The organism is Rhizobium sp. CIAT894 (genome assembly GCF_000172795.2).
Lineage (GTDB): Bacteria > Pseudomonadota > Alphaproteobacteria > Rhizobiales > Rhizobiaceae > Rhizobium.
On record NZ_CP020947.1, the window covers coordinates 3,024,800 to 3,051,645 of the forward strand.

Sequence of the window (26,846 nt, forward strand, 5' to 3'; positions counted from 1 at the left end):
GGCCGCCGGGTGAGGTAAACGACCTATCCCGGCTGGCGCGCCCGCCGCTCTTTCAGCCTTTTTGATGAAACCGAAAGTACGGGGCGCGCGAAAGGCGCCTTATAGATCCGCGCCGATAGAAAAGACGTAGTTATAAGGCGTGCCGGAAGAGCCTTTCCGGGCCTCGTCGATCGACAGGGAACAAAGTTTCCGATCTTTCAGGCAATAGACGGAATATCCAAACGGCCTGAGATAGTCGATCACGCTGGCAACAGCGTCGGGTCGATGTCGCTCTTCCGCTTCGATGAGCAGATTCGGCCGATCGCGGTTCAACAGAGCTTCCGCGCCTTTCAGAACTTTTAGTTCGTGCCCTTCGACGTCGATCTTGATGAAGCCTACCGGGCCGAACTGATAGCTGTCCAGGCGCCGGGTCGGGACGGAGATTTCTTCCACATTTTGCGTCGAGAGCCTATTCTGCTCCTCAATCGTGGCGCAGCCATCCATAAGCTGGTCACGGGGAATCCGCATCGTTGCAACGCCGGCGCTGTCGGAAAGTGCGACCTGCTCGACCCGAACCGACGAACCAAGCGCAGCCTCCAGAAAAGCGACCATGTGGGGCTGAGGTTCGAAGGCGACGACATCGCGCGCATACTTGGTCAAGAACCAGGAATAGACACCGTAGTTCGCGCCGATATCGATCGCAGTCTGGCCTCGACGGCATAGTTTATCGAGGATCCGGAGCTCGGGTTCACCGCGACGCCATTCCCGTGAAGCGCGCGTCCACAGCCTGAAGCGAGGTGGCGCCATATTAGCGATATGAAGCATGTCGGCTCCCAGTAACTCAAACGCGTGCGCCATCCGCTCGCCGAGCGGCCTGTCCACCTGTTTCTGCATCTTGGGTGAATTGGCAACCCGTGGCTAGATCGCCGATAGTGGATGCCTTGCGCGGCCATTTCGCCACGCCTAGTTCTTTAGGTGAAGCCGACGCGGTTGGTTCCGAGTTCCCGACGCGGGTTTGCGAACTCCTGCTCCCCGGTAATCCGCGGCGCGCGAAGAGCGCAAGCCTGCGATCCATTCGTCCTGCATGCTCAGTTCACCACGGGCGCTGCCGGTTCGCCCCAGCTTGATATGGGCTGGCCGGCCTTGGTCGCCACCCTGGCATCGTAGAGCGCAAGCGACGCCTGCAGCTGGCGCATGTCGTTGCAGCGGTTGATGATGCCGCCGATATATTGCACGCAATCGCTGGCGCTGCCCTGCACCGAGCCCGTCGCCCAATCCTTGACCATCCCGTCGGCGCCGACCAGGAAATAGGAAAGGCGGTTATTCTCGGAAACGGTGGAGCTGCCGACCAGACCGGCGAAATTCGTGCCGGTCTCGGTTCTCGCCGCAGGCGCCATATGCCGGTAGATCGTCGTGCCGTTCTTCAACGGTGTTGCGCCGATCATCGGTCCGAAGGTTGCGTCGGAGCCGGAAAGCCGCGCCATTGGCGACTGGCCGAGATTGGCGATTTCCGCATAGGGTTTGCCCAGCGCGTAGCTGGTGAACGAGCGGTTGGCTGCACTCTCCGCCTTTTCCGCCACCTGAGTACAGCCCGCCAAGCCGATGGCGAGACCAATCGAAAGAACTGCCATGAAACGCATGCTGCCCCCTTGCCGGGCACGAAGTGTCCGGAAGCCCCTGTTTCTTAACCCGCCGTCATTGCTAGCAGCTTTGGGGGATTTGGGAAGGTGGCGGGTTACGGAGCTGGATTAAGCGGAGGAGCATTGTTGGCTGGCATCTTTACCGGCGTGCCGGCGCCTCCCCCCTCTGCCCTGCCGGGCATCTCCCCCACAGGTGGGGAGATCACAAGTGGCCCGCACTTCCTGTCCATTTACCGTTTCGTCGTGCTGGACGCTGATTGTTTGGGAAGCCATCGCGCCCATCCGATCTCCCTCCTTGTGGGGGAGATGCCCGGCAGGGCAGAGGGGGTATCACACGGCAGCCTCTCTCCGCGTCACTCCCGTCAAGCCGACTGCGTCGAGCACCCTCAACATTTTTCTCTCCATGCGCACTCGCCCTTCCCTTCCGCCGCAATAGCTTCACAATCAACCGACAGAAAGTTCGTCCGGGAAACGACAACTAGGGAATGAAACATGGCGCCGATTCTCTCCAAGACTCTTCTGATGACTGCCCTTCTGACCCTGCCGATCGCGGCCGCAGCGCCCGCCTTGGCGCAGGAGGCAAAGCCGCGCGAGGCGGTGATTTCGGTGACGGGCGATGGCGAAAAGGCCGTGGCTCCGGATATGGCGATCGTCAATCTCGCCGTCGTCAAGCAGGCGAAAACCGCCCGCGAAGCGCTCGACGAAAACAACAAGGCGATGAACGAGGTGCTGAAGGCGCTGAAAGACGGCGGTATCGCCGAGCGCGACCTGCAAACCTCCGGCTTTTCCATCCAGCCGCAATATAATTACCCGCAGCCGGTCGACGGCCAGCAGCAGCAGCCGCAGCTGATCGGCTACCAGACGATCAATTCGGTCACTGTCAGGCTGCGCGATCTGGCCAAGCTCGGAGCGGTCATCGACCAGTCGGTCACGCTCGGCATCAACCAGGGCGGCGACATCCAGTTCACCAACGACAAGCCGGAAGCGGCGATCGAAGAGGCGCGCAAGAACGCCGTCGCCGAGGCGGTGAAGAAGGCCAAGACGCTGAGTGAAGCCGCCGGCGTCAAGCTCGGTCGCATCATCGAGATCAACGAGAATGTGCCGCGCGCAATGCCGCAGCCCGCCTATCGCGCCACGATGATGAAGGAAGCGGATTCTGCCGTTCCGGTCCAGGGCGGCGAGAACACTTACAATATCAGCGTCACCGTCACTTTTGCGATCGAGCAGTAAGATTACACCGGTGGCAGCTAAAACCCCTCCCCAACCCCTCCCACGAGGGGGAGGGACTAAGCTGCGGTTACCGGCAGCGGCCAGAATAAAGGTCCTGCTGGCTGCTACTGTTCAACGAATTGCTGCGATGGAAATTATCTGAAGCGGTGCGGCTTCTTAGCCCCTCCCCCTTGTGGGGAGGGGTTGGGGAGGGGTCTACGGCCGGTACAGCCCGCAAAAGAAAACCGCCCTTGCCGATCCGGGGAGACTGGCAAAGGCGGTTCTGGCCGCCGCATCGGGGAGACGAGGCGGTATTTGATATCAGCGACGGATCGCCGGGCAGCCGCGGACGTTGGCGAAGCTCATTTCGCCGGGGCCGCGACGGGTCCAGCCCTGGACGATGACGCGGCGCGGGGTGATATCGACGACGCGGGCGCGGCGGAAGCCGTAATCGCGAGCCATATCTTCGGCGAGACGCGGATCGCAGCCGCGCGGCCGGCGGTCGAAGCCCGGACGCTCGTAGTCCGGAGGCGGACGGCGATAATCGCGCGGCGCACGGTCCTGATCGCCGATAATGATATTCAACTGGGCGGCGGCAGGCGCCACGGTGCCGGCAAGGGTGCCGGCTGTCAGCATGACGGCAAGACCCGCCTTTGCCAAAAACTGCATCATCGAAAAACCTTTCGTTCTATAGTCGGTGCGGCCGAGCCGCCCTCCTCCTCATCACGCCGAAGCGTCATCGGGAATCACTCATACGGATTAGAGAAAAGACGGCGGAAAGTGGCGCCGTCAAGGCAAAACGGCGGCAAGCGCTCGTCGGCGCTTGCCGCCCCAGTGTCCTAGCGGCGGATTAGCGGGCACCCGCGGACATTGGCGAAGACCATTCTGTCCCAGCCGTGACGGTCGCGGCCGGCAACGACGACGACGCGCGGCGACATGCGGGTAATATGGGCTCTGCGCAGGCCGAAATCACGCGCCTTGTTCACGGCATGGATCGGCGAGCAGCCGCGGATCGGCCGAGAATATTGCGCCTCGACGATGAAATTCGTCTGCGTTCCCGCGGCGGCGGCCGTGGAGAAAGTGGCCGGAACGGCGCCGAGGGCGAGCACTGCGGCGAGGCAAGCCTTGGTGAGGAAATGCGTCATGGGATGTCTCCGTCGTTAGCACTATCTCCCTTCAGGGATTGTCTCGACAGTAGACCCCGCAAACTGAACGCTGTTCGAACCGGACATTCACCTCCTATTCAGAAGGATTAATCCCTCAGGGGCTGAGGTGCAGCACAATTTCGCGCCGGTGCGGGCGGTCGCGGTGTTCGAAGAGGTAAAGCCCCTGCCAGGTGCCGAGCATCAGCCTGCCGCGCGCAACGGGAATGCCGATCGAGACCTGTGTCAGCGCAGCCTTGATATGCGCCGGCATGTCATCCGGTCCCTCGGCCCGATGCACGACCCAGCCCATCGACGGATCGGAGGCCGGCGGCACGAGGCGGCGGAAGAAGGAGAGAAGATCGGTGCGCACATCGGCATCGGCATTTTCCTGGATCAGCAGCGAACAGGAGGTGTGGCGCACGAAGACGGTCAGAAGCCCCTCCGCCTGTCCCGACCTGTTGACGAAGGCTTCCGCCTGATCGGTGAATTCGTAAAGGCCCTGCCCGCGAGTGGACAGGGTGAGAATGGTCTGGGGCAAGGCGATCTCCCGTCTCCGAACGATAGCTTGCGAGGTGCCGCGCCGCCGGCCGCAAGTCAAGCTGGCCGGGGCAAAGACGAGCTTGCCCGGGCAAAGCAAGCTTGCCGGGGCAAAGGCGAGCTTGCCCGGCAAAGCAAGCTTGCCTGGGGCAAAGCAAGCTTGCCCGGCAAAGACGAGCTTGCCTGGCAAAGGCGAGCTTGCCCGGGCGAGTCGGGCGCCTCAGAAAGAGGACAGGATGAAGCGCCGGTTGGCGGCAAGCACCGGGCGGGCATTCATCGGATAGAGCGTGGTGAAGGCGCGAATATCCTTTTCGTCGACTTCGATCGGCTGCCGCAGCACCATCCAATCGACAATCTCGCTGCAGGGCGGCGTTGTCAGCGATCCCTCATAGGACCAGTAGGTCAGCTCTTTCGGCAGCAGGCCGTTCGGGTCGACGTCGTCGACCGCGGCTTCGCCGCCCGATGTCTTTGGAAAGGCAGCCGCCAGCCGCGAGAAACCGGCATTGGCCGCCCCCGGCGTCAGGAATACGCCGAGCACGCCAAGCGTGCCGGTTTCCTTGCGCCTGGGGACGAAGTGCATCTCCATCGGGAAGCTGCGGCCGTCGACATGATGTTCGCTCGGTGCATGGAAATGATATTGCAGCAGGTCGTAGCGGTTGCCGCCGCGCGAAAGCGTGCTGCCCTCGGGCACGGTGACCTGGATCGTGTGACCGTTATTGACGATCTTGCCGCCGGCCTTCCAGTCGAGCGTCAGCGGCGCAAGTTCCGCCTTGACGGCCCCGGTCAGATCGAGCGGCGATTGCTGCGAACCGGCAGAACAGGCGGCATTATCCGGCGCCATCGCGCCCCAATGATCGGGGCCGGACTGGCCTTCATAACTCCAATGCGCGGCCTCGGCGGCAAAGTCGGCCTGGGCACAGGCCGGGCAGGCGCCAAGCACAAATAGTCCCTTGATGAAATCACGTCGCTGCATGTCCGTTCCCCTCGTTGCCAGACATCCGCTATGGCTTTGCCGAATTCGGGGCGACTATATCACAGGCAAGAACGCAGAGAAGCCATAGGGCGGCAGTGCGACCCGTTGCGCCGATGCCATCGGTCAGAGTTTGATCAGGGTCTCGAAGCCGCCATAGATCATCCGCTTGCCGTCGAACGGCATCTGCCATTGGTCATCCTTGAGCCTCGGATCGGCCATCACCTTCGCGTTGATATCGTCGCGCTCCTGCCGGGAGCGGTAGATAATCCAGGCAAACACCACCACCTCATCCTCCCTCGCCTGCACGGCGCGGGGAAAGGAGGTCAGTTCGCCATAGGGCACGTCGTCACCGATGCATTCGACATATTCGAGCGCACCATGTTCCTTCCAGATCGTGCCGGCCAATGTCGAGAATTCCTTGTAGGCCTCGACATTCGCTTTCGGCACCGCCACGATGAAACCATCGACATAGGACATGATACATCTCCTTTGAGCATCTGCGCCTCGTGCTGGCGGAGATAGGGGCCCAGCCGGATATATCCAGGAACCGGGCATTCCTCCGATCGCAACTATATGTAAATTTACTGATTTATTACTCTCTTATATAATAATCGCCTAAAATTTGACAGTATTACCCCCCGATCTGGTGTTGCCTGACTGCACCCACCCACACGGCGCGTGCACACGCTCAGGCGTCGGCATCAACACAGCTCGTGGAGGATGTATTCATGATCAAACTTGCTTTTATCGGAACAGCCGTCGCCCTTGGTATCGGAGCATTCGCCTTCGCGTCTCACGCGAGTGCCATGACGATGCAGGAATGCAGCGCCAAATACAAATCCGCCCAAGCGGCCAACAGCCTGAACGGAATGAAGTGGAATGATTTCCGCAAAGCGCAATGCGGAACCGATGCCGCGGCAGCGCCTGCTGCGGGCGATGCCAAGGACGAAGAGCCGACAATGGCCAACACGGATAACGCATCCGAACCGCCGATGACCACGACCAAGGCTCCAAAGGGGGTGGTCTTCCCCACCAAGGTTTCGGCGAAATACGCAAGCGAGTCACCGGGCAAGGCGAGAATGCATACCTGTCTTGATCAATACAAAGCCGACAAGGCCAATGACAGTCTGGGTGGCCTCACCTGGATCAAGAAGGGCGGCGGCTATTACAGCATCTGCAACAGCAAACTGAAGTCCTGATGTCATTTCGCTCGAAATTATCGACGTCGCCGGAAAGCGGCGTCGATAACAATCCATACGGAGGATGCAATGAGTTTCTTTGACAATTTTGGCGGAATGCTCAGCAACGCGATCAGCAACCATCCGGGCGGCCTCGCCGGACTGATGTCCGATGCCTTTTCCCAATTCGGCGGGCTGGACGGCGTGGTGACCAAACTGAACGACGCCGGCCTTGGATCACGCGTCAATTCCTGGCTCGGACGCGGCGAAAACCAGCCGATCACCCCGGACGAAATCCGCTCTGCGCTTTCGAACGAGTATCTCGTCTCGCTTGCCCAGAAACTTGGCGTGCCGACCGACCAGGTGGCGAGTATCCTTGCGCAACACCTGCCGGCGGCGGTGGATCAAGCAAGTCCTGACGGGACGATCCGAACCTCCTGACTCCTAAAGCGCGTCGCAATCTTTCAGATTCGCTCCTCGCGCTTTAGGTCTTTGGTTTACGCATGTCGTTGCGGCAAAAGCGCTTCGCGCTTTGCCTGGTAAAACCGCTGCACACTTTTGCGCGACATGCTTTAACTTACCAGCACGCCTCGGCCCGATCACGGCCCGTTCACCAGTTTGAGGATGAGCTGCTGGATATTGCCGCCGTCACCCATTTCGACCTTGTCGAAGTCGCGGCCGCGCTGGCGCTGTCCTTGAGAGATCTCGCCGAGCCGGCGGGTCAGTTCGACCCTGATCTTCTTGCAATCCGGATCGTCGGCGACCGTGAGGCCGATGCTCATCACCTCGATCTCCTTGACCATCTCCTTGATGGTGTCGCCATGCACCCGCTCATGCGCCGCAACGCCCGTGATGAAGCTCTCCCAGCTGCTTTTGACGGCGGCCGGCAGCGCGACAGACGGTTTGGGCAGCGTGTAGGTGATGATCAGCTTCGGCCGATTGGTGGTGATCACGCAGGCGTTGCCCTGCGCTTCGTATTTGCGGGTCCAGGTCAGCTTGAACGTCGTATGCGCGATGACCCGGCTTGCGCCGACTTCGGGCCCGCGCGCGCCGATCGATTCATAGAGTTCGGCGCCCGTCCTGCCCGATATCGAATAGGGCCGCACTTCTTCCACCGCCTGCCATTCGGCCCGTACGGCGGCCGGCGCCAAGGCGAAAATCGCCGCCATTGCATAAGTTGGAAAGCTTGTCGTCACGCGCGGCCCCCGCCGAATGATGGTTCGCGCGGACCCTAGAGCATGATGCCGAAAAGTGTGAGCGGTTTTCGGGCGACATCATGCTCTAACTCTTTAATTTAGAACAGGATGATTTAAGGCCGACCCGGCCTTAAATCATCCTGTTCTAGCCGGACCGCCCTCCACTTTCAACGCGCCACGCATGGTTCAACCCTGCAGCGTCTTGACCTTGGTGAGATCCGGGAAGAGCCGCATCCAGAGGAGCACGACGATAATCGTCCCGAGCCCGCCGACGAGGCCGGTGGCGACCGGCCCGAGCACGGCCGCCATCATGCCGGATTCGAATTCGCCGAGCTGGTTGGAGGTGCCGATGAACAGCGAATTGACGGCACTGACACGCCCGCGCATCTCATCCGGCGTCAGCAACTGCACCAGCGAACTGCGCACGACGACACTCACCGTATCGGAGGCGCCGACGACAAGCAGGGCGGCGACCGAAAGCACGATATTGGTGGAGAGCGAAAAAACGATGGTGGCGAGGCCGAAGACCGAGACGGCGACAAGCATCTTGTGGCCGACATTGCTTTCGAGCGGCCGGCGGGCAAGCAGGATCGACATGGCGAGCGCGCCGATGGCCGGCGCTGCGCGCAGCAGGCCGAGCTCCCAGGGGCCGGCATGCAGGATATCGCGGGCAAACATCGGCAGCAGCGCGGTGGCGCCGCCGAGCAGCACGGCGAAGAGATCGAGCGAGATCGTGCCGAGCATGACAGGCCGGCTGCGAATGAAGGAAACGCCGGCAAAGACCGAGGCAAGCGTTACCGGCTCGCGCTTACCAGGCGCCCACTGCATGCGGATGGCAATGACGTTGAAGCTCGCAACGGCAAACAGCAGCGCGGCGACAGCAAAAGGCGCCACCGGATTCAGGCCATAGAGCAGGCCGCCGAGCGACGGGCCGATGATCAGCGCCGTCTGCATCATCGAGGTGGAGGTGGCGATCGCCTTCTGCAGCATCGAGGCCGGCACGATGTTCGGCAGCAGCGCCGCCATGGTCGGCCGCTCGAAGGCGACGACGGCGCCGAGCACGGTGACGGCGGCCAGGATGCCGGCCGGCGTCAGCCATTGCTGCCATGTGGCAATCGCCAGCACCAGCGCCGTCACCGCCTCGATCAGCTGGCAGATGAGGCCGATGCGCCGCCGGTCGAACCGGTCGGCGACATGGCCGACGACGAAGGTCAGCACCGCCATCGGCAGGAACTGGCAGAGGCCGACGAGGCCGAGCGCAAGAGCGCTGTGCGTCTGGTCGTAAATCATCCAGCCCATGGCGATGCCGATGGATTGGAAGGACAGCGAGGAAAAGACGCGGGAGGCGGCGAAATTCAGATAGCCGGGGTGGCGCAGAACGCTCCGCGGGCCTTGGGATATGTCCATTGCGATGTCACCGGCCGACGATCGGAGGCTACGGCCTTCAGGAGGTTTTTCTCGGATGTTGGAGCGGTGTTCTGCTCCGATGGTCGGTTTGTCAATCGGGATGCGCTGTTGTCACCCGATTGTGTCCGGGATCAGCGCGGCTCCCTGGAGATGCTGAGATAGGCGGGATCGAATTCGGCGATTTCCTGCAGACGCTCCCAGTCGACGATGGTGATCGTCCGGTTTTCCCAGGTGAAGACACCCTCACGCCGCAGCGCCTGCAGCGTCTTGTTCAGGTGAACGACGGAGATGCCGAGCACATCGGCCATCTCGATCTGCGTCAATGGAAACTGGAAGCTTGGTCCGCGCGTGCGCTTGACGACCTGCAGGCGCACGAAGAGTTCGCAGACGAGATGGGCGATCTGGGCGCGTTTGGAGCGCCGGCCCATGGCGACGATCCATTCGCGATGAATGGCGCCGTCGACGAGCGTATCGAGCCACAGCAGCCGGGTCAGATGCGGCATGCGTTCGGTGATCGTCCTGAGATCGCCGTGGTCGGCGAAGGCGACATAACAGGGCGACAGCGCAACGATGCCGTGATCCATTTTCTTGACGGGAAAGGCGTGCAGATCGACGAAATCGCCGGCGACATGCAGCGCGGTGATCTGCCGGCTGCCATCGGCCATGACCTTGTAGCGCGCCGCAAAACCGTCGAGCAGCAGCGTGCTGTAGGGCGGGCGGCTGCCTTCGGGGACGATGTCCTCCCCGGCAGCGAAGTGCCGATCCTTGACCAGAATCGATCGGAGAAGGTTTTCCTCCTCGGCCGACAGCACATCGCGACTTCCAAGGTTGAGCAGCAGGGCTTCAATCACGCGCTTGTCCGCCGCTTTCGCAAGAGGGGACAGCCACGATGCGACCTGTATTTTCTAACGGAATCAATGCCTAGCCTCGGGAACAATTGTCTTCATCGGTAATTTCCCCCTGTGACGCACAGGAAAGAACATGGCTCGCTACTTTTTCGATCTGCACAACGGCGAAGGTCCGACACGCGACGAGCACGGCACCGAGCTGCGATCGCGTGAGGACATCCCGAAGGAGGTGACCCGCATCCTGCTGGATGTGGCTCGTGACGAACTGCCCGCCGGTGACCGCACGACCATTGCCGTCATCGTTCGCAACGAAAGCGGCGATCCGGTCACGGTGGCGAGCCTCGTCTTCAGCAGTGAATGGCTCGACGCCCTGCGATAGCGGCGGCCGTTTGACGGCTGCCGCCGGTCACACATGCGTTTCGCTCCTTCGGTCGCCGGATGCGACGCCAGAGCATGATGCCGAAAAGTGCGGTTTTCGGGCGACATCATGCTCTAACTCTTTAACTCCTTGTTTTTATACATGTCGTATCGCAAAGCGCCCCACATTTTTGCGCCACATGCATAGGACCCGCCTTCATGGCCGGCAATTAAATTTGACATAGTTTTGCGATTGCCCGGCTCGATCGACAGGCATCCAATCGTGGCGTCCCGGGGTCGGCGCGCCGATCGCGATTACTTCGGAATTTCTTCGAGAATCAGCCGGATTTCGGCGAGCGGCCGCCTGATTTCGTCGAAGAGTTCCACCGAGAACATGTTGAGCGGCGCTGTCGGAAGGCCTTCGACAGCCATTTCCGCCAGCACGCGCCGCGCCTCGGCTTTCGCGGCCTCGATGGTCTCGAATTCATATCCCGTCTCGGTCGCGCCGACGCCGTCACGATCGAAGAGCTGAAAATAGAATTTCGGCACGACACATCCCCCGCTAGAACAGGGTAATTTAAGGCCGGGTCGGCCTTAAATCTGAATCCTGTTCTAAATTAAAGAGTTAGAGCATGATGTCATGAGAAAACCGCTCACACTTTTCGGCATCATGCTCTAGATCAACCTAACGATCCCGCGGGCAACTTGTTCCCGCGGGCTATTTGTTCCCGCCGGCAACTTGTTCCGGTCCCCGGTTCCGACGGATGGATTTTAAACCGTATCGTCGTCAGAAAGTGCCGGCCTCAGGCGAGGCCATTTCCTCGATGCCGTCGACGCGGTTGGGATAGAAGGCGAGATGGTCCTTGATGCTGCTGACGGCGGCATTCGGCGCCTCGTACGTCCAGACCGCATTCTCCGAGCGCTCGCCGCCCGGAATGATGCTGTAATAGGCGGCATCGCCCTTATAGGGACAGTGGCTGGTATGGTCGGTGCGCTGCAGCAGCGACATATCCACATCTCTGCGCGGAATATACTGCACCGGCGGATAGGAAGCCTCACACAGCGTCAGCGCATCGCGGCTATCGGCAATCGTCCTGCCGCTGAGCGTGACGACGACGCGGGCGGGATTGTGCTCGATGGTGATCGGATGGTCAGGCCCCGGGATCTTGATCGATTTGTCTGGCATGAGGTTCATCTCCGGAAGATATCGATCCGAGGGAAATAGGGCGGCGATGCCGCCGACCCAAGGCTTCAAGCCTGCCAGATCGCCTCGGAACGGCTAAACCGCATGATCTACCCCTTCGCTGTCGTTTTCATCGCAGCGCGGCGCCCGGCCAGGCCAAGCCCGAGCACGGCCGCCAGCACGCAGGCGATGCCGGCGATCTGGTTGAGCCCGACCGGCTCGCCGAGGATCAGAGCCGCCAGCATGACGGCGGACACCGGCGCAAGCGCAGTGAAGAGCGCGGCTTCGGTGCCGCTCACTCTTTCGGCCCCGGCATACCAGAGCAGAAAGCCGCCGACGGTCGGCACCAGCGCATAATAGACGACGGCAGCGACGGCGTTAGGCGAAACTGCGTGGGCAAGGGGCATCTCGAAAACGGCCGGAATGAGGGCGACGATGAAACCGATGCCGGTCATCAGCGTCGACTGGGCAAGCGGCGGGATCTCCGTTCGCAGCCGCTTGTTCAGGAGGATGAACAAACCCTCGCAGATGACCGCCAGGAAAATCAGCACATTGCCGGCAAACGAGCCGCCGGTCGCCTCCGGCGTGAAAGCGATCGAGAGCACGCCTGCCGTTGCCAGCACCACGGCCAGAAGCAGGGCACGCCCCGGCCGTTCGCCAAGGACGAGGATCGAAATCACCGCCGAAACCACCGGCAGCGTGCCGATGATGACGCCGGCATCGGCCGCCGAAGTCAGGTGCAGGCCCGATATCAGCAGCGTCGTATAGCCGACGCTGCCGGCGCCGGCTTGAACGAAGAGGATGAGGCGGTCATGCCCCGCAAGCTTCGGCAGCCGGGTGCCGGTCGCCCGCATGAGCAGGAGGAGGATGGGACATGCGAGAGCGAAGCGCAAGGCGGTGGCGCTGAACGGCGCCAAGCCCGAAGCGATGAGCTTGCTCGCAATGACCGTGCTTCCGACCGTCAGCATGGCCAAAGCCAGATAGAGATACCCTTGAACCTGTCTCGACATAATGCGCTCCTGTTTGGCGCGCCGAAGAAACAGCAGGAGCAGTCAGAGATCTTGAACGAAATTGCAGGGCATAAGGAACTGCGGCGCAGCGGCCAGCCTCATCTGAACTGCCCGGTGACGAAAACTCGAATGCCGTCATCACTCAAAGAAAGGCGCCGGCATAAAGCCGCGGCGAAAGGCCATATCTGCGCACGAAGACGCGCGTCATGTGGCTCTGATCGGCAAAGCCGCTGGCAAAGGCCGCTTCGGCAAGCGGCATGCCTTGGGCGATCAGTCGCCGGGCGATATGGATGCGGGCCTGGACGAGATAGGCATGCGGCGTCAATCCCGTCGCCTTGGCAAAGCCGCGCAGCACCTGGAAGCGGCTGAGCCCGCTTTCCCTGGCAAGATCGGCAAGCGAGACGGCGGCAAGCGGGTCGTCGTCGATCAGGTCTCGCGCGGCACGGATGGAAGCCGGCACCGGCGGCGGCCCATCGTAGTCGCCTCGTTCCCGCATGACATCGGCGGCGAGGCGCAGCAGCAGTTGATCGCACAGCAGCCCGTCGGCCGCTCCGTTGCCGGTCGCAGCGCGAAACAGCATCTCGAAGCGGGCGGCAATCGCCCCGTTACGGATGACCGGATGCGGGATCTCCGAGCGCCTCGTCCCACCCTCGCCGATCTCTCGCGACAGGCCGGTGACGATCTCGGGATCGAAATAGAGGATGCGCCAGGATCGGCTCTGACCGATCGGCGCGCCGTCATGCACCTCGTTCGGATTGACGGTGATGATGTCGCCGGCCCAGGCCTCCACCATGCCGCGCCCGCTCAGCGATTTCTGCGCCCCTGACGAGACGAGGCCGATGCCGAACTGCTCATGCGTATGCCTGGCAAAACTCAGATGCGTTTCCGCCTCCACCGCTTCGACGCCCGCCAGCGCCGAGCGCAACATCCTGAACTGGTTCTTCGCCATCATCTGCCCGCAGGTTCGATTGCGGCCACTCTGCCAGCCGGATGGAAATGCGGCAATGGCTAGAAGAACTCGTCGAGCAACTGGAAATAATGGAGCCTCGCCGGATCCGGCGTCGTCAGCCCGTAACGATCGAGGAAGGGCTGCACCAGCGCCCCGCCAAAATTATGGGCGATGCTGCGGCAGGCGAGCGCGATATCCTGATGGCGATCGGCGACGCCGAGACGGCTGCAATCGATATAGCCGGAGAACCCTTCTGCCGAGGCGATGAAATTCGGCAGGCAGGCATCGCCATGGGTGACGACGAGATCCTCGCGGCCCGGCCTTCTGTTTTCGAGTTCGGCAAACAGCGTCTCGGCACTTTTCCCAAGCCGCGTCTCGTCGAAATCGGTCTCGTCGACGATGCCCGCCTGCATCCGCGCTTTGGCCGCGGCAATACGGTTCTCCAGCCGGTGATCGAAGGGGCAGGAGGCGATCGGCAGGCGATGCAGGCCGAGAAGCGCCGCCGCCAGCAATTCCACCCGCATAAGCGGCGTCAGCGTCGACGCGCTGGCGAGATCAGCGCCTGGCAGGGCGCTGATCAGCAGCCGGTTGCGCCCGCCGCTGCTTTCCCACGCAATGACTTCGGGACAGGGCAGACCGGAAGCCTTGAGCCAGTCAAGCCTCGCTGCTTCATCGGCGAGCTCGCCGAACGGCCCCATTGCCTCGACCTTAAGGTAGAGGACCGGCAGGCCCTCGCCTTCCAGCCGAAAGACGCTCGCCGCCGAACGGCCGAGCGCATCCCGCTCCATCCGATAGCCCGACAGCCGGTCGACAAGCGCTCCGGGCAGCAATGTCATGGAAAATTTCAATGAAGCGTTTCGGCGGGCGCGGCTTCGAGCAGGATCTCGAAAGCCTCTTCGAGGGCCGCTACCAGAATATCGGTCAGCTCGTCGCCCTTGTTTTCAAGAAACAGCGCGCTGACGGCTTCATCCTGACGCTCCAGAAAACGCTCGATCTCGTTCGACATATCATCGTCCCTTCTTCACCGTATCATCACGGCCATGAGGAAAGGCTAGATGGGGTTCCTTGCGCGTGGCTTGTTGCAGGATGCCTCGGCTCACGTCAATTACTCACGAATGCTATAGGTCGCATACCGGCTACGAGGGATCAACTCGCCAGCCTCATGGGCAAACGAGATGACTTTGGTGGCGTCCTCGTTAACCTCGCAACGGAACCGAATTTGATACCAGCCTTTGGCGGTGCGGAAAGCCGCACTCTTGATATCCAGAACTGTGCCGCTCGATAGTCCGAAAGTCGGCACGATGATCGGCTGAAAGCTGGGCGTATCATGGATGAGCTGTTGCTGGAGTTCATTACCGCAAAGTTGGGCAATTCGTTTGCCCCGCGGCACACCGTTCATCGCGATCCTCGCCACCGGATCATCGTCGGCTGTCTGCGAAAATAATGTCTTCGCTTTGGGCAAATCGTCTTTTGCGACATCCGCCTTAGACGGTTCAGGAGGTTTCTGTTCTGGCGGCTTTGTCACCTCGATATCAGTCTTGGCTTCACCGGCCGCTTCTGCAAGAGGCGCATTGCGTTCGGAAGAAACATCCGCCGTATCAACCTCAGGGAGCTTCACGTCATCCGGAACCGGCCGTGCCGGCGATGTCTCAGCCTGCGGCTTTTCAGCAGAAACCTCTGCAGGCGGCTGTTGGGGCTTTGCGCCATGCTCAGGCGCTGTCGTCGCGGGTTTTATTTCGCCCTCAGAGGAATTTCCCGCCGTCGATTTTTTCGGCCCGCTATTCTTGTCACCAAACTCGAAGACAGGGGATAAACTTGGCATAGGGGCGGCAGACTTAGCTTGCTCTGATGGCTTGTTTTCAACGCGGCGCGGCGGAGGTGGTGGTGGAGGCGGCGGAGGAGAAGGTTCCTTCTTGGCTTTCTCCGGCGGCTTCAACTTCGGCTCCGACGGTTTTTCCTCGGGCTTAGGCTCCGGTTTCTTTTCCTCCGGCGGGGGCACGAGCTCCACCTTCACGCTCTCGTCTTCGGCGGGTTTCGGCTCGATCTTCGGCAGCCCGAAAACGAGAAGCGCTATCAGCGGAACATGCAGAAGCACCGACACGCCGACACCCCAGCGGATTTCGGGCCGCTGTTTTGCCGTCGCATGATTCGTTTCTGCCAGTTCCGCGTCGTCTGTCACAGCAGCGATGTGGCCTTTAAAACCGGCAGCATCAAGCCGTAAACGGAAAAAACCTCGTGATCGCAGCCGCGGTCATTGGTCGCCAGGCCCATCGTCGGCCACCAGATTGTGCGCCTGCCATTCGCCTTGAGGAATGGCATCGCCGACGAGAAAGGCGAAGGAGGTGACCTTGCCGGAGCCGGCATCGAGCCCGCATTTGAACTGGATATTGTACCATGCCCTGTTGCTGCGCAACGCGCCGCCCCTCACCTCGACGCTGTCGCTGCTGACCTTCTCCGGCGCCATCGCATAGGGAGCGAGCGTATCGGGTCGCATATCCGGCCGCGCCCGGCGGATCTGCTCCAGCGCCTCGAGGTCGCAAAGCTGCAGATTGCGCTCGCCGCTGGCAAGGCCGCGCAGCGCTTCGCGGGCGCGCCGGCTGCGCGGATCGGCCAGCACCTTGTCGGAAAACAGCCGGCTTGCCGCGACGAATTCAGCCGGCTTCGGCGCCGGCGGAGCGATCGGCGTCACGGACGGCATTGCCGCAGCCGGCGCATGACTGGCAACCGGCGCAGACCTTTCTGCCGGGCGCGCCGCAGCTTCGGGCTTTGCCGCTTCAGGCGAAGACGCCTTGACCGGCTCGACCGTTTTCACTGCTCCCGCCGGCTGCGGAACGATCTCCACCGAGAGGCCGTCATCGGGCAATGGCAGCGGCGGCTCGGCCTTCGGCAACAGTAGCAGGAGAGCCAGGATCGCCGCGGCATGCAAAGCGAAGGACGCCGCCGCGCCCCGCTGGATCCCATCGTCCCATTTGCCCGCCGCCAGTTCCATCGGTCAGAAAGCAGCGGCCGGACGATCGGCGGCGATCATGAAACTGGGAAGCGCTTTCATCATGAAGCTTGCCGAAAAATTGGGCCGGGAGCCCTGCCGCGTAAATTGAAGCACGGTGTGACACTGCCAGCACAGCCGAGGCCATGCAACAGATAAAATACACAATCTTTAATTGCATTCAGCCGAGCGAACCGATGAGATCCCGATAGGCCGCCTCAGGAAAGGCCTTCAACGTCTCGGTGCGGACATTCCCCGCCATGGCAAGCGACAGCGTAAAATGCGCCATCACCGCGTCGTCGGGCGCCTCGCAGACGGCGACCATGTCGTGTCCGCCCATCGTCAGATAGAACTGGTTGAAGGAGCCGCCGACGCCGGCGAGCAGTTTCTTCGCCGCGTCCAGCCGTTTTGTCGAGTCGCGAACCGTACGGATGCCTTGGTCCGTCCAGTTGATCAAAAGAATGTAAGTGGTCATGTCGCACCTCCTAACGGAGGACCGGTCTACGCAGGTATACGTCGACCCTCGCTCGCGCGTCGCGATCGATCCCTTCCCCCGTGACCGGATTATAGGCCTGTCACCATGGAGGGACAAGAAGCCGCCGGGATCATTGGTACTAATCACAACGCAAAAGCCGGGCGCGAGGCCCGGCTTTCCAATCAGAATGACGTTGTCCAAATCAGCTGTCGAGGAACGAGCGCAGCTTTCTCGAGCGGCTCGGATGCTTCAGCTTGCGCAGCGCCTTTGCCTCGATCTGGCGGATACGTTCGCGGGTGACCGAGAACTGCTGACCGACTTCTTCGAGCGTGTGGTCGGTGTTCATGCCGATGCCGAAGCGCATGCGCAGGACACGTTCTTCGCGCGGCGTCAGCGAGGCGAGAACGCGGGTCGTCGTCTCGCGCAGGTTCGCCTGGATGGCGGCGTCGATCGGCAGCAGCGCGTTCTTGTCCTCGATGAAATCGCCGAGATGCGAATCTTCTTCGTCGCCCACCGGGGTTTCGAGCGAGATCGGCTCCTTGGCGATCTTCAGGACCTTGCGGACCTTTTCGAGCGGCATGGCGAGCTTTTCGGCCAGTTCTTCCGGCGTCGGCTCGCGGCCGATCTCATGCAGCATCTGGCGCGAGGTGCGGACGATCTTATTGATCGTCTCGATCATGTGCACCGGAATGCGGATCGTGCGGGCCTGGTCGGCGATCGAGCGGGTGATCGCCTGACGGATCCACCACGTCGCATAGGTCGAGAACTTGTAGCCGCGGCGGTATTCGAACTTGTCGACCGCCTTCATCAGGCCGATATTGCCTTCCTGAATGAGGTCGAGGAACTGCAGGCCGCGGTTCGTGTATTTCTTGGCGATGGAGATGACCAGGCGAAGGTTCGCTTCGACCATCTCCTTCTTGGCGATGCGCGCTTCGCGCTCGCCCTTCTGCACCATGTGCACGATGCGGCGGAATTCCGAAATCGAAATGCCGGTCTCGGTCGCGAGATTCTGGATTTCCTGGCGGATGTCGCGGATCGTCGTGTTTTCGCCGCGGGCGAATTCCTTCCAGCCGCGGGCAGCCAGATTGCCGATCGACTTCATCCAGTTCGGATCGAGCTCGGCACCCTGATACTGTTCCAGGAAGCTATCACGCTTGACGCCGTAGGATTCGGCCAGACGCAACAAGCGGCCTTCGTTGGAAACGAGGCGCTTGTTGATGTCGTAAAGCTGCTCGACCAGGGCGTCGATGCGGTTCTGGTTGAGCGACAGCGACTTGACGGCCTTGATCAGTTCGTCCTTGAGCTCCTTGTAGCGGCGCTCCTGGGCTGAAGACAGCGTGCCGGATGCCGACAGGCGCTGCTCGACCTGCTGGTCCTGCAGCTTGCGCAGCTTCTTGTAGGTCTCGGCGATCGTATCGAGCGTCTCCATCACCTGCGGGCGAAGCTCGGCTTCCATCGCCGCCAGCGAGAGATTGGATTCGTCCTCGTCCTCTTCCTCCTCTTCCGGAGGCAGGCCTTCGCCGCCGACATCGGTGATGTCGTCGTCGCCGGAGCGGGCGCGGCGGGTCTTTTCCTTCTCTTCGGCAGCCTTGCGGTCGGCCTCGATCTTCTCGGGGCTCTGGAACTGCGGCGCAGCCTTGGCTTCGGGACCGGAATAGGTTGTTTCGAGATCGATGATCTCGCGCAGCAGCGTCGTGCCTTCGTTGAGTTCGTCGCGCCAGATGATGATCGCCTGGAAGGTCAGCGGGCTCTCGCAGAGGCCCGCGATCATCGTTTCGCGGCCGGCCTCGATGCGCTTGGCGATGGCGATTTCGCCCTCGCGGGAAAGAAGCTCCACCGAGCCCATTTCGCGCAGATACATGCGCACCGGGTCATCGGTGCGGTCGGTCGGTTCTTTCTTCTTGGCGGTTGCGAGCGCAGTACCGCTCGACGGCGCGAGTTCGCCGCCTTCGCTCTCCTCGTCGCCGCCGGCGTCGTCGTCATCACCACCGCTGGAAGCACCGGCTTCCTCGGCTTCTTCATCCTCGATGACGTTGATGCCCATGTCCGAGAGCATCGACATCGTGTCTTCGATCTGCTCGGATGTCACTTCTTCGGACGGCAGGACGGCGTTCAGCTCATCCATCGTCACATAGCCGCGCTTCTTGGCGGCCTTGATCATCTTCTTGACCGCGTCGTCGGAAAGATCGAGAAGAGGGCCGTCGCTTGCGCCATCGCGTTCGACTTCCGCGTCTTCGTTCTCTTTGACCTTGGTTGCCATTTATATCGTCGCCTTCCTGACGCTATCCAATCTCGCTACGGTGAATGGGCCGTCTCAGGGCCTGACGCGTCGCTCGCGCCGCCCCATGAATCACCTTTGCCCACCTAACGGGATGACATTTAAAGCCTGATTAACCACGATAGCCGGCACCGGACAGCAAAGCTTTTTTGCGTTTGGATTTCCGGCCATGGTTGCGCGATCCGCCTTGACCCAGTTCACCGTTTCAACAAGTCGAACGGTGATTCCCACATTTTTTGCTCTCGTCAAGCTTTTCCACAAAAAAAGCTCACGAAAAATCGGAAAAAGCCTTATCCACAGGCTTTGAACCGCGGCAGCGATTGCAAACCTTATTTAAGATGCGACGAACAAAAGACAAGGGCAGCAAAGATTTTGCCCGCCGTGCCAGTTGTTCGCAGCGTTTTTGCAGTCCTATCGTTGCTCTATTCGCCTGTGCCAGCCAAATATTGGCTACTTTGCCTCGCCATCATAGGCCGTCACCTTCAGCGCGCCGAGATCGACTGCGGGAATGCAACGCAGATTGACCGACGCCATGGCGGCGCCATTCGGGGCCACGCCTTCGCCGAACGGTGCAATGCCGCACTTGGCGCAGAAGTGATGCCGGATGACATGCCGGTTGAAAGTATAGGTGGAGAGATCCTCTTCGGGCGTCTTCAGCACCAGCTTGTCGCGCGCCACGAAGGCCAGAAGCCCGCCCCGCCGGCGGCAGAGCGAACAGTTGCAGTCCAGCGCCTCGGTGAATTCGCCTTCGACCTCGAAAGCGACCTTGCCGCAATGGCAGCTTCCTTCATAAAGCATGTCTTCCTCCTCACATCCAATCCATCACGACCTTGCCCGAGTTGCCCGAGCGCATCGCCTCGAAGCCGTCGCGAAACTCATCGATCCTGATGCGATGAGTGATGATCGGCGCAAGGTCAAGGCCGCCCTGGACGAAGGCGATCATCTTGTACCAGGTCTCGAACATCTCACGGCCGTAGATGCCCTTGAGATTGAGCATCTTGAAAATCACCTTGTTCCAGTCGATCTCGAAACCAGCGGGCGCAATGCCGAGAATGGCGATCTTGCCGCCATTGTTCATCTTGTCGATCATGTCGCGGAAAGCGGGGGCGGCACCCGACATTTCCAGCCCGACATCGAAACCCTCCGTCATGCCGATCGCCTTCATCACGTCGGCCAGATTTTCGCTCGACGCATTGACGACATGGTCGATGCCGAGTTTGCGCGCCAGATCCAGCCTATGCGGATTGATATCGGTGATGACGACCTTGCGGGCGCCGGACCGCTTGGCGACCAGCGCCCCCATGATGCCGATCGGCCCGGCGCCGGTGACAAGCACGTCCTCGCCGACAAGATCGAAGGAGAGCGCCGTGTGCACGGCATTGCCGAACGGATCGAAGATCGCGGCGATCTCATCTGAGATATCGTCCGGGATTGCCACGACATTGCTTTCGGGAATGCAGACGAACTCGCCGAACGAACCCGGCCGGTTGACGCCGACGCCAAGCGTGTTGCGGCAGAGATGCCCCCTGCCCGCCCGGCAGTTGCGGCACTTCCCGCAGACGATATGGCCCTCGCCGGAGACCCGCTCGCCGACATGATAACGGGTGACCGCCGAGCCGATCTCGGCGATCTCGCCGGAGAATTCATGGCCGACGACCATCGGCACCGGAATGGTCTTCTGCGCCCACTGGTCCCAGTTCCAGATATGGACGTCGGTGCCGCAGATCGCCGATTTCTTTACCCGGATCAGCACATCGTTCGGCCCGACCTCCGGCACCGGCACCTTCTCCATCCAGAGCCCGACTTCGGGTTTTGATTTGACCAGCGCCTTCATCATGTTCGACATCAACAATATCCCGCCCTTGTTCTGGTGCCGGACCTTGCGACTCCCTCTTCTCCCCAGCGGGGAGAAGGTGCCCATAGGGCGGATGAGGGGGCCACACGGCACGCCATATAGACCTTACTTTGCTTCTCGCTCGACGCTCGAATCGTCGCGTCGCTCCGCCCCCTCATCCGACCCTTCGGGCCACCTTCTCCCCGCTGGGGAGAAGAGGGAGCAAGCCGCTCCGGCCTCAGACTAAGAAGCAATCTCCCATTCTCAAATCACACCCAGCTCCCGCCCGGCTTCCGCAAAGGCCGCAATCGCCCGCTCCACATCCGCCTTCGAATGCGCCGCCGACATCTGCGTGCGGATGCGAGCTTGGCCCTTCGGCACGACCGGGAAGGAAAAGCCGATGACATAGATCCCCTTCTTCAGCATCAGCCCCGCCATGTCCTGAGCGAGCTTGGCGTCGCCGAGCATGACCGGGATGATCGGATGGCCTTCGCCGGCAAGGGTGAAGCCGAGCTTCCCCATCTCGGCGCGGAAGAGATCGGCATTGTCGGAGAGGCGCTTGCGCAAGGCATCGCCGTTTTCGATGAGGTCGAACACCTTGAGCGAGGCGGCGGCGATGACCGGTGCCAAGGTGTTCGAGAACAGATAGGGCCGCGAGCGCTGCCGCAGCCATTCGACGACCTCGGCTTTCGCCGAAGTATAACCGCCCGAGGCGCCGCCGAGCGCCTTGCCGAGCGTGCCGGTGATGATGTCGATCCGCCCCTCGACGCCGCAATGTTCGGGCGAGCCACGGCCGTTCCTGCCGACGAAGCCCACCGCATGGCTGTCATCGACCATGACCATGGCGCCGTATTTCTCGGCGAGATCGCAGACGCCGCCCAAATTGGCGATGATGCCGTCCATCGAGAAGACGCCGTCGGTGGCGATCAGCTTGAAGCGGCTGCCTTCGGCCTTCTTCAGTTCCTCTTCGAGTGCCGCCATGTCGTTATTGGCGTAACGGAAGCGTTTGGCCTTGGAGAGACGCACGCCGTCGATGATCGAGGCGTGGTTCAGCGCATCCGAGATGATCGCATCCTCTTCGGAAAGCAGCGTTTCAAATAGACCGCCATTGGCATCGAAACAGGAAGAATAGAGGATCGTGTCCTCCATGCCGAGGAAGGAGGAGATGCGCGCCTCGAGCTGCTTGTGTTCTTCCTGCGTGCCGCAGATGAAGCGTACCGAGGCCATGCCGTAGCCGTAGCGGTCGAGCGCCTGCTTGCCGGCCTCGGCCAGTTCCTCGTTGTCGGCAAGGCCGAGATAGTTGTTGGCGCAGAAATTCAGCACCCGCTCGCCGGAAACAACGGCGATTTCGCCAGCCTGCTTCGAGGTGATGACGCGTTCTGACTTGTAAAGGCCAGCATCCCTGAGAGAGGCCAATTCAGATTGCAGGTGGGAGAGAAATGCTTTTGTCATCGTAAGCGCCCTTTTGTCCAAAACATTCTCCGATGGGCGCTGCAATTAGCACAAAGCAAGTGCGGATGTCGCCGATCCGGTACGAAATATTTTCATAAAGAAGATCGGCAGCCAGAGAGGCCGAACCCCTCCGGACTACTGGTCGTGCGAGAGAATGATCTCCAGGAACGCATCGCCGTAGCGCTCGAGCTTCGATTGGCCGACGCCCGATATGCCGAGCAATTCCTTGCGGCTGCGCGGCCGCTCCGTGGCGAAAGCGATCAGCGTCGTATCGGGAAAGACGACATAGGGCGGTACGCCGAGCGATTTCGCGATCGACATACGCTCGGCCCGCAGCGCCTCGAAGAGAGTGCCGTCGGCGCCGGACAGTCCCGATTTGCGCTCGCTGCGCTCGGCCTTCTTCGTGCGCCGCTCCGAGGCCGGCCGATCCTTGCGGAAGAACACCTGCCGTTCGTGCTTGAAGACGGCGCGTGCTTCCGGCTCCAGCTTCAGCGCCCCGTAGGCATCATGATCGATACGGATCAGCCCCATGGCCAGCAACTGGCGGAACACCGATTGCCAGGTGCGCGCCGGAAAATCCTTGCCGGCGCCGAAAACAGGCATATCGACGTGGCCGAAACGTTCGGTCTTCTCGTTGGCGTTGCCGACCAGCACATCGATGACGTGGCCGGCGCCGAAACGTTCGCCGGTGCGGTAGACGGCGGCCAGCGCCTTGATTGCCGCTTCCGTGCCTTCCCAGGTCTCGACCGGCTTCAGGCAGGTGTCGCAATTGCCGCATTGGCCGGCATGGGCCTCGCCGAAATGGGCAAGGATCGCCTGCCGGCGGCAGGAGGCGGTTTCGCAGATCGCCAGCAAGGCGTTGAGCTTGGCGCGCTCGACCCGCTTGATCTCGTCGGCGGCATTGCCCTCGTCGATCATCCGGCGGCGCTGGATGACATCGGCCATGCCATAGGCCATCCAGACCTCGGACGGCAGGCCGTCGCGCCCCGCACGCCCGGTCTCCTGATAATAGGCTTCCACCGAACCCGGCAGATCGAGATGGGCAACATAACGCACATTCGGCTTGTCGATGCCCATGCCGAAGGCGACGGTAGCGACCAGGCAGAGGTTTTCCTCCTTGAGGAAAGCGTCCTGATTGGCGTCGCGAACCGCCCTGTCCATGCCGGCATGATAGGCACGCGCGCGGATGCCCTGCCCGTTCAGCCACTCGGCCGTATCCTCGACCTTGGCGCGCGACAGGCAATAGACGATGCCGCTGTTTCCCTTGTGACCGGAGAGAAACCGCAGGAGCTGCTGGCGCGGCTGGTCGCGCTCGACGATCTCGTAGGCGATGTTCGACCGGTCGAAGCTGGTGGTGAAGATCCGGGCAGCATCGAGCCCCAGACGCTCGATGATATCGTCGCGCGTATGCGGATCGGCCGTTGCCGTTAGCGCCACCCTGGGCACGCCGGGATATTGCTCGCCGAGACGGCCGAGCTCGCGATATTCCGGCCGGAAATCATGGCCCCATTGCGAAACGCAATGGGCCTCGTCGATGGCAAACAGCGCGATCTTTTCGTTGGCGATCAGTTCGCGGAAGCCGTCGGTCAGGATGCGCTCGGGTGTGACGTAGAGAAGGTCGAGCTTGCCGGCCGACAGCGCCCGGCGAACCTCGACAAACTCCTCGCGCGACAGAGATGAATTGAGTGCCGCGGCCCGGATACCGAGCTGCTTCATCGCCTCGACCTGATCGCGCATCAGCGCAATCAGCGGCGAAACGACGATGCCGACGCCGTCCCGGCAGAGCGCCGGGATCTGGAAGCACAGCGATTTGCCCGCTCCTGTCGGAAAGAGCACCACCGCATCGCCGCCTGATACCACATGTTCGACCACCTGCTGCTGCTTGCCGCGGAAGGAGGAATAGCCATAGACCTGCTTCAACACATCGAGCGGCGCGCGGCCGGCGGAAAACAGCGCATCGGAGGCGGAAAAGCCCGGTTCGTTCCGTTCGGTCAGCGGCATCAGTGGTTCGCCGCCCCTTTGACGCGGCCGGAAAGCACGCCGAAGCCGTCGATGATCGCCTCCTGATTCTCCAAGCGCACGCCTTCGAAATGCACTTCCTGCTGCGCCCGCATCAGCTGAACGATCGCCTCGCCGTCGCCGGCTTCGGTCGCCAGCGCAATCTCGCGTTCGAGTTCCATCTTCTGCCGGCGCAGCGCCTTCGCGCGTTTGTGAAAGGCGAGCGCCTGGCGGTAGCCCTCACGCGCATCCTCCATCGCCGCCTCCTCAGTCGCCGTCCAGAGCCGCGCATTGCGCACCTGCTGATCGAGGCTCTTGATGAGCGGACCGAAACCTTCGAATTCCAGCCTCTCGGTCAGATAGTCGCGCGTCAGATGCGGGCCGGCGACGGCAGCGGCCGCCCCCAGCATCGCCGACCAGAGCCGCTGCAGTTCGCGGCTGTCATATTCGATCGCGGCGATCTCGTCATAATCGTCGATCATCAGCGCCGGATGATTGACGACGGTCAGCGCCAGCACGCTTTCGCGCAGCGCCGTATTGTCCCGGTGTCCGCGCACAGGACCTGAGCGAGCGAGCCGGTCGGAAATGAGGCTGGGGCTTTTCGGCCCTGCCTTAGCAGCATTGTCGCGGCCGTTCCGGGAATTGCCGTTGCCGTTGAAACCGCGGCGCTCGCCGCTGCTGCGATTCTGGAACTGCGGCTGGAAGAAGGCGTTCAGCCGGTCGCGTATATCCTGCTGGTAGTGACGGCGCACATTCTCGTCGGCGATGACGGCGACCAGCTGCTTCAGCCGCGCCTCGAGCTCGGCGCGCGCCTCGGGCGTGTCGAATTTGCCGGTATTGACCTCGCGGCTCCACAGCATCTCCGAAAGCGGCTTTGCCTGGCTCATCACCTTGTCGAAGGGCGCGCGGCCTTCATCGCGCACGAGATCATCAGGGTCCTTGCCATCAGGCAGAAGCGCGAAACGGACGGTGCGGCCGGGCTTCAGATGCGGCAGCGCCAGTTCGGCGGCGCGATTGGCGGCGCGCATACCGGCACCGTCGCCATCGAAGCAGAGCACCGGCTGTGGCACCATTTTCCAGAGCAGCTCGAGCTGATTTTCGGTGAGCGCCGTGCCGAGCGGCGCGACCGCATTCTCGACGCCCGCCTGATAGAGCGCGATCACATCCATATAACCTTCGACGGCGATGATGGTGCCGCTCGCATTGTCGTCCTGATCGCCGCGGCCCGGCCCCTGGATGGCGCGGCGCGCCCGGGCGAAATTATAAAGGACATTGCCCTTGTGGAAGAGCTCCGTCTCGTTGGAATTCAGATATTTCGCCGGCGCATCTGGTGACATGGCGCGGCCGCCGAAGGCGATCACCTTTTCCCGCGACGAGAGGATCGGGAACATGATGCGGTCGCGGAAGCGGTCGTAGGAAACCGGCACGTTTTCGTGAACGACCAGGCCGCAGGCCTCGATCTGCTCCTTCAACACGCCCTTGCCGGCAAGGAATTCCTTGAGCGCGTTGCGGCTGTCAGGCGCATAACCGAGACGGAAGGTCTCGATGGTGCGCCCCGTCAGCCCGCGGTCGCGCAGATAGGCGCGCGCCTTGGCTCCGTTCGCCGTCTGCAATTGATCCTGGAAAAACTGCGTCGCCATTTCCATGACGTCGATCAGCGAGCCGCGCTCCTTCTCGCGCTTCTCCATCACAGGATCTGCAAGCGGCATCGGAACGCCGGCCATATCGGCGATCTGCTGCACGGCCTCGGGAAAGCTCAAGCCCTCCAGCTCCGTCAGAAAGCGGAAGTGATCGCCGGTGACGCCGCAGCCGAAGCAGTGATAGCGGCCCTTCCGGTCCTCACAGTGGAAACTCGGCGATTTTTCTCCATGGAACGGGCAGCAGGCCCAGTAATCGCCGCGCGACACGTTGGTCTTGCGTTTATCCCAGCTCACGCGGCGCGCGATCACGTTCGAAATCGGAACGCGGTCGCGAATATCGTCGAGAAAGGTGTTGGAAAAGCGCATCTGTACCTCTTGGCCAGCCTCCATATAAGCTGGTTTGCCGGTCCACGCCACGAAACTTGTCACCAAAACCCGCTATTCACAGGCAAGTGCATCCGTCCACGGCGGCGTCGGTTATCCAATCAAAAACACGTTATCGCCCCCTGCGACAGGGTGCGACATTATTGTCTTTCAAGCGCTGAATGTCCGCCGCCGTAAATGTCTCGGCA

At 61.6% G+C, this 26,846-nt stretch carries 29 protein-coding genes; 4 read left to right on the forward strand and 25 right to left on the reverse strand.

Annotated features, from left to right (window positions below; genetic code table 11):
* Nucleotides 1-99: 99 nt before the first annotated feature.
* Both RHEC894_RS15015 and RHEC894_RS15020 read right to left on the reverse strand, forming a co-directional pair.
* Complete coding sequence (locus tag RHEC894_RS15015) at nt 100-873, reverse strand: FkbM family methyltransferase (protein ID WP_245339471.1); 774 nt, start codon at nt 871-873, stop codon at nt 100-102.
* Nucleotides 874-1,067: 194 nt separating this feature from the next.
* Nucleotides 1,068-1,619, reverse strand: a complete 552-nt coding sequence (locus RHEC894_RS15020) for a hypothetical protein (protein ID WP_085737863.1) — start codon at nt 1,617-1,619, stop codon at nt 1,068-1,070.
* A gap of 492 nt (nt 1,620-2,111) precedes the next feature.
* Between RHEC894_RS15020 and RHEC894_RS15025 the strand changes: the two genes are divergently transcribed.
* On the forward strand, nt 2,112-2,849 hold the full coding sequence (locus RHEC894_RS15025) for an SIMPL domain-containing protein (protein ID WP_085737864.1): 738 nt from the start codon (nt 2,112-2,114) through the stop codon (nt 2,847-2,849).
* Between the two features lie 300 nt (nt 2,850-3,149).
* Here the strand turns inward: RHEC894_RS15025 and RHEC894_RS15030 are convergent, their stop codons facing one another.
* The 5 genes from RHEC894_RS15030 to RHEC894_RS15050 form a co-directional block, all read right to left on the reverse strand.
* On the reverse strand, nt 3,150-3,500 hold the full coding sequence (locus tag RHEC894_RS15030; RefSeq protein WP_085737865.1) for a hypothetical protein: 351 nt from the start codon (nt 3,498-3,500) through the stop codon (nt 3,150-3,152).
* Between the two features lie 167 nt (nt 3,501-3,667).
* Complete coding sequence (locus tag RHEC894_RS15035) at nt 3,668-3,973, reverse strand: hypothetical protein (protein ID WP_085737866.1); 306 nt, start codon at nt 3,971-3,973, stop codon at nt 3,668-3,670.
* A gap of 115 nt (nt 3,974-4,088) precedes the next feature.
* Complete coding sequence (locus tag RHEC894_RS15040) at nt 4,089-4,511, reverse strand: secondary thiamine-phosphate synthase enzyme YjbQ (protein ID WP_085738999.1); 423 nt, start codon at nt 4,509-4,511, stop codon at nt 4,089-4,091.
* A 219-nt stretch (nt 4,512-4,730) separates the two neighbouring features.
* The gene (locus RHEC894_RS15045) at nt 4,731-5,483 is read right to left on the reverse strand and encodes a carbonic anhydrase (RefSeq protein ID WP_085737867.1); all 753 of its coding nucleotides are present in this window, start codon (nt 5,481-5,483) and stop codon (nt 4,731-4,733) included.
* Between the two features lie 123 nt (nt 5,484-5,606).
* The gene (locus tag RHEC894_RS15050) at nt 5,607-5,960 is read right to left on the reverse strand and encodes a DUF1428 family protein (RefSeq protein WP_085737868.1); all 354 of its coding nucleotides are present in this window, start codon (nt 5,958-5,960) and stop codon (nt 5,607-5,609) included.
* Between the two features lie 251 nt (nt 5,961-6,211).
* Between RHEC894_RS15050 and RHEC894_RS15055 the strand changes: the two genes are divergently transcribed.
* Nucleotides 6,212-6,682, forward strand: a complete 471-nt coding sequence (locus RHEC894_RS15055; protein WP_010069327.1) for a hypothetical protein — start codon at nt 6,212-6,214, stop codon at nt 6,680-6,682.
* A gap of 69 nt (nt 6,683-6,751) precedes the next feature.
* Nucleotides 6,752-7,102, forward strand: a complete 351-nt coding sequence (locus RHEC894_RS15060) for a YidB family protein (protein ID WP_010069326.1) — start codon at nt 6,752-6,754, stop codon at nt 7,100-7,102.
* A gap of 158 nt (nt 7,103-7,260) precedes the next feature.
* Here RHEC894_RS15060 and RHEC894_RS15065 read toward each other — a convergent pair whose 3' ends face one another.
* The 3 genes from RHEC894_RS15065 to RHEC894_RS15075 form a co-directional block, all read right to left on the reverse strand.
* Nucleotides 7,261-7,857: a DUF922 domain-containing protein gene (locus tag RHEC894_RS15065; RefSeq protein WP_085737869.1), complete on the reverse strand. Its 597-nt coding sequence runs from the start codon at nt 7,855-7,857 to the stop codon at nt 7,261-7,263.
* Between the two features lie 186 nt (nt 7,858-8,043).
* Nucleotides 8,044-9,264 (reverse strand): MFS transporter, encoded by a 1,221-nt coding sequence (locus tag RHEC894_RS15070; RefSeq protein ID WP_085737870.1) that lies wholly within the window; start codon nt 9,262-9,264, stop codon nt 8,044-8,046.
* A 131-nt stretch (nt 9,265-9,395) separates the two neighbouring features.
* Nucleotides 9,396-10,115, reverse strand: coding sequence for a Crp/Fnr family transcriptional regulator (locus RHEC894_RS15075; protein WP_085737871.1), 720 nt, complete (start codon nt 10,113-10,115; stop codon nt 9,396-9,398).
* Between the two features lie 130 nt (nt 10,116-10,245).
* On the opposite strand from RHEC894_RS15075, the gene RHEC894_RS15080 reads away from it, so the two are divergent.
* On the forward strand, nt 10,246-10,491 hold the full coding sequence (locus tag RHEC894_RS15080) for a hypothetical protein (RefSeq protein ID WP_085737872.1): 246 nt from the start codon (nt 10,246-10,248) through the stop codon (nt 10,489-10,491).
* A gap of 293 nt (nt 10,492-10,784) precedes the next feature.
* Here RHEC894_RS15080 and RHEC894_RS15085 read toward each other — a convergent pair whose 3' ends face one another.
* The 15 genes from RHEC894_RS15085 to dnaG all read right to left on the reverse strand — a co-directional run bounded on the left by RHEC894_RS15085 (nt 10,785) and on the right by dnaG (nt 26,640).
* A complete protein-coding gene (locus RHEC894_RS15085; protein WP_085737873.1) occupies nt 10,785-11,018 on the reverse strand; it encodes a hypothetical protein in 234 nt (77 codons plus the stop codon).
* Between the two features lie 238 nt (nt 11,019-11,256).
* Nucleotides 11,257-11,655, reverse strand: a complete 399-nt coding sequence (locus RHEC894_RS15090) for a DUF427 domain-containing protein (RefSeq protein ID WP_010065669.1) — start codon at nt 11,653-11,655, stop codon at nt 11,257-11,259.
* A gap of 107 nt (nt 11,656-11,762) precedes the next feature.
* Nucleotides 11,763-12,662, reverse strand: coding sequence for a DMT family transporter (locus RHEC894_RS15095; protein WP_085737874.1), 900 nt, complete (start codon nt 12,660-12,662; stop codon nt 11,763-11,765).
* Between the two features lie 142 nt (nt 12,663-12,804).
* Nucleotides 12,805-13,611, reverse strand: coding sequence for an AraC family transcriptional regulator (locus tag RHEC894_RS15100; RefSeq protein WP_085739000.1), 807 nt, complete (start codon nt 13,609-13,611; stop codon nt 12,805-12,807).
* A gap of 59 nt (nt 13,612-13,670) precedes the next feature.
* Entirely contained in the window at nt 13,671-14,447 is a 777-nt protein-coding gene (locus tag RHEC894_RS15105; protein WP_085737875.1) for an APH(3')-II family aminoglycoside O-phosphotransferase, read from the reverse strand.
* A gap of 8 nt (nt 14,448-14,455) precedes the next feature.
* Nucleotides 14,456-14,617 carry a hypothetical protein gene (locus RHEC894_RS33040; RefSeq protein WP_004677707.1) on the reverse strand — a complete coding sequence of 54 codons (162 nt, stop codon included), beginning with the start codon at nt 14,615-14,617 and terminating at the stop codon, nt 14,456-14,458.
* Nucleotides 14,618-14,716: 99 nt separating this feature from the next.
* Complete coding sequence (locus RHEC894_RS15110; RefSeq protein ID WP_245339472.1) at nt 14,717-15,790, reverse strand: DUF930 domain-containing protein; 1,074 nt, start codon at nt 15,788-15,790, stop codon at nt 14,717-14,719.
* A gap of 72 nt (nt 15,791-15,862) precedes the next feature.
* Nucleotides 15,863-16,600, reverse strand: coding sequence for a DUF930 domain-containing protein (locus tag RHEC894_RS15115; protein ID WP_085737876.1), 738 nt, complete (start codon nt 16,598-16,600; stop codon nt 15,863-15,865).
* Nucleotides 16,601-16,778: 178 nt separating this feature from the next.
* Nucleotides 16,779-17,072: a GYD domain-containing protein gene (locus RHEC894_RS15120; RefSeq protein WP_049736254.1), complete on the reverse strand. Its 294-nt coding sequence runs from the start codon at nt 17,070-17,072 to the stop codon at nt 16,779-16,781.
* 202 nt (nt 17,073-17,274) lie between these two features.
* Complete coding sequence (gene rpoD, locus RHEC894_RS15125; RefSeq protein WP_049736253.1) at nt 17,275-19,332, reverse strand: RNA polymerase sigma factor RpoD; 2,058 nt, start codon at nt 19,330-19,332, stop codon at nt 17,275-17,277.
* Between the two features lie 468 nt (nt 19,333-19,800).
* Complete coding sequence (locus RHEC894_RS15130; RefSeq protein WP_085737877.1) at nt 19,801-20,148, reverse strand: GFA family protein; 348 nt, start codon at nt 20,146-20,148, stop codon at nt 19,801-19,803.
* Nucleotides 20,149-20,158: 10 nt separating this feature from the next.
* The gene (gene tdh, locus RHEC894_RS15135) at nt 20,159-21,196 is read right to left on the reverse strand and encodes an L-threonine 3-dehydrogenase (protein WP_085737878.1); all 1,038 of its coding nucleotides are present in this window, start codon (nt 21,194-21,196) and stop codon (nt 20,159-20,161) included.
* A 252-nt stretch (nt 21,197-21,448) separates the two neighbouring features.
* Nucleotides 21,449-22,636, reverse strand: a complete 1,188-nt coding sequence (locus RHEC894_RS15140) for a glycine C-acetyltransferase (RefSeq protein WP_085739002.1) — start codon at nt 22,634-22,636, stop codon at nt 21,449-21,451.
* A gap of 135 nt (nt 22,637-22,771) precedes the next feature.
* Nucleotides 22,772-24,637 carry a DNA helicase RecQ gene (gene recQ, locus RHEC894_RS15145; protein ID WP_085737879.1) on the reverse strand — a complete coding sequence of 622 codons (1,866 nt, stop codon included), beginning with the start codon at nt 24,635-24,637 and terminating at the stop codon, nt 22,772-22,774.
* Nucleotides 24,637-26,640 (reverse strand): DNA primase, encoded by a 2,004-nt coding sequence (gene dnaG, locus RHEC894_RS15150; RefSeq protein WP_085739003.1) that lies wholly within the window; start codon nt 26,638-26,640, stop codon nt 24,637-24,639. The genes recQ and dnaG overlap by 1 nt, the downstream gene beginning before the upstream one ends.
* Between the last annotated feature and the right edge of the window lie 206 nt (nt 26,641-26,846).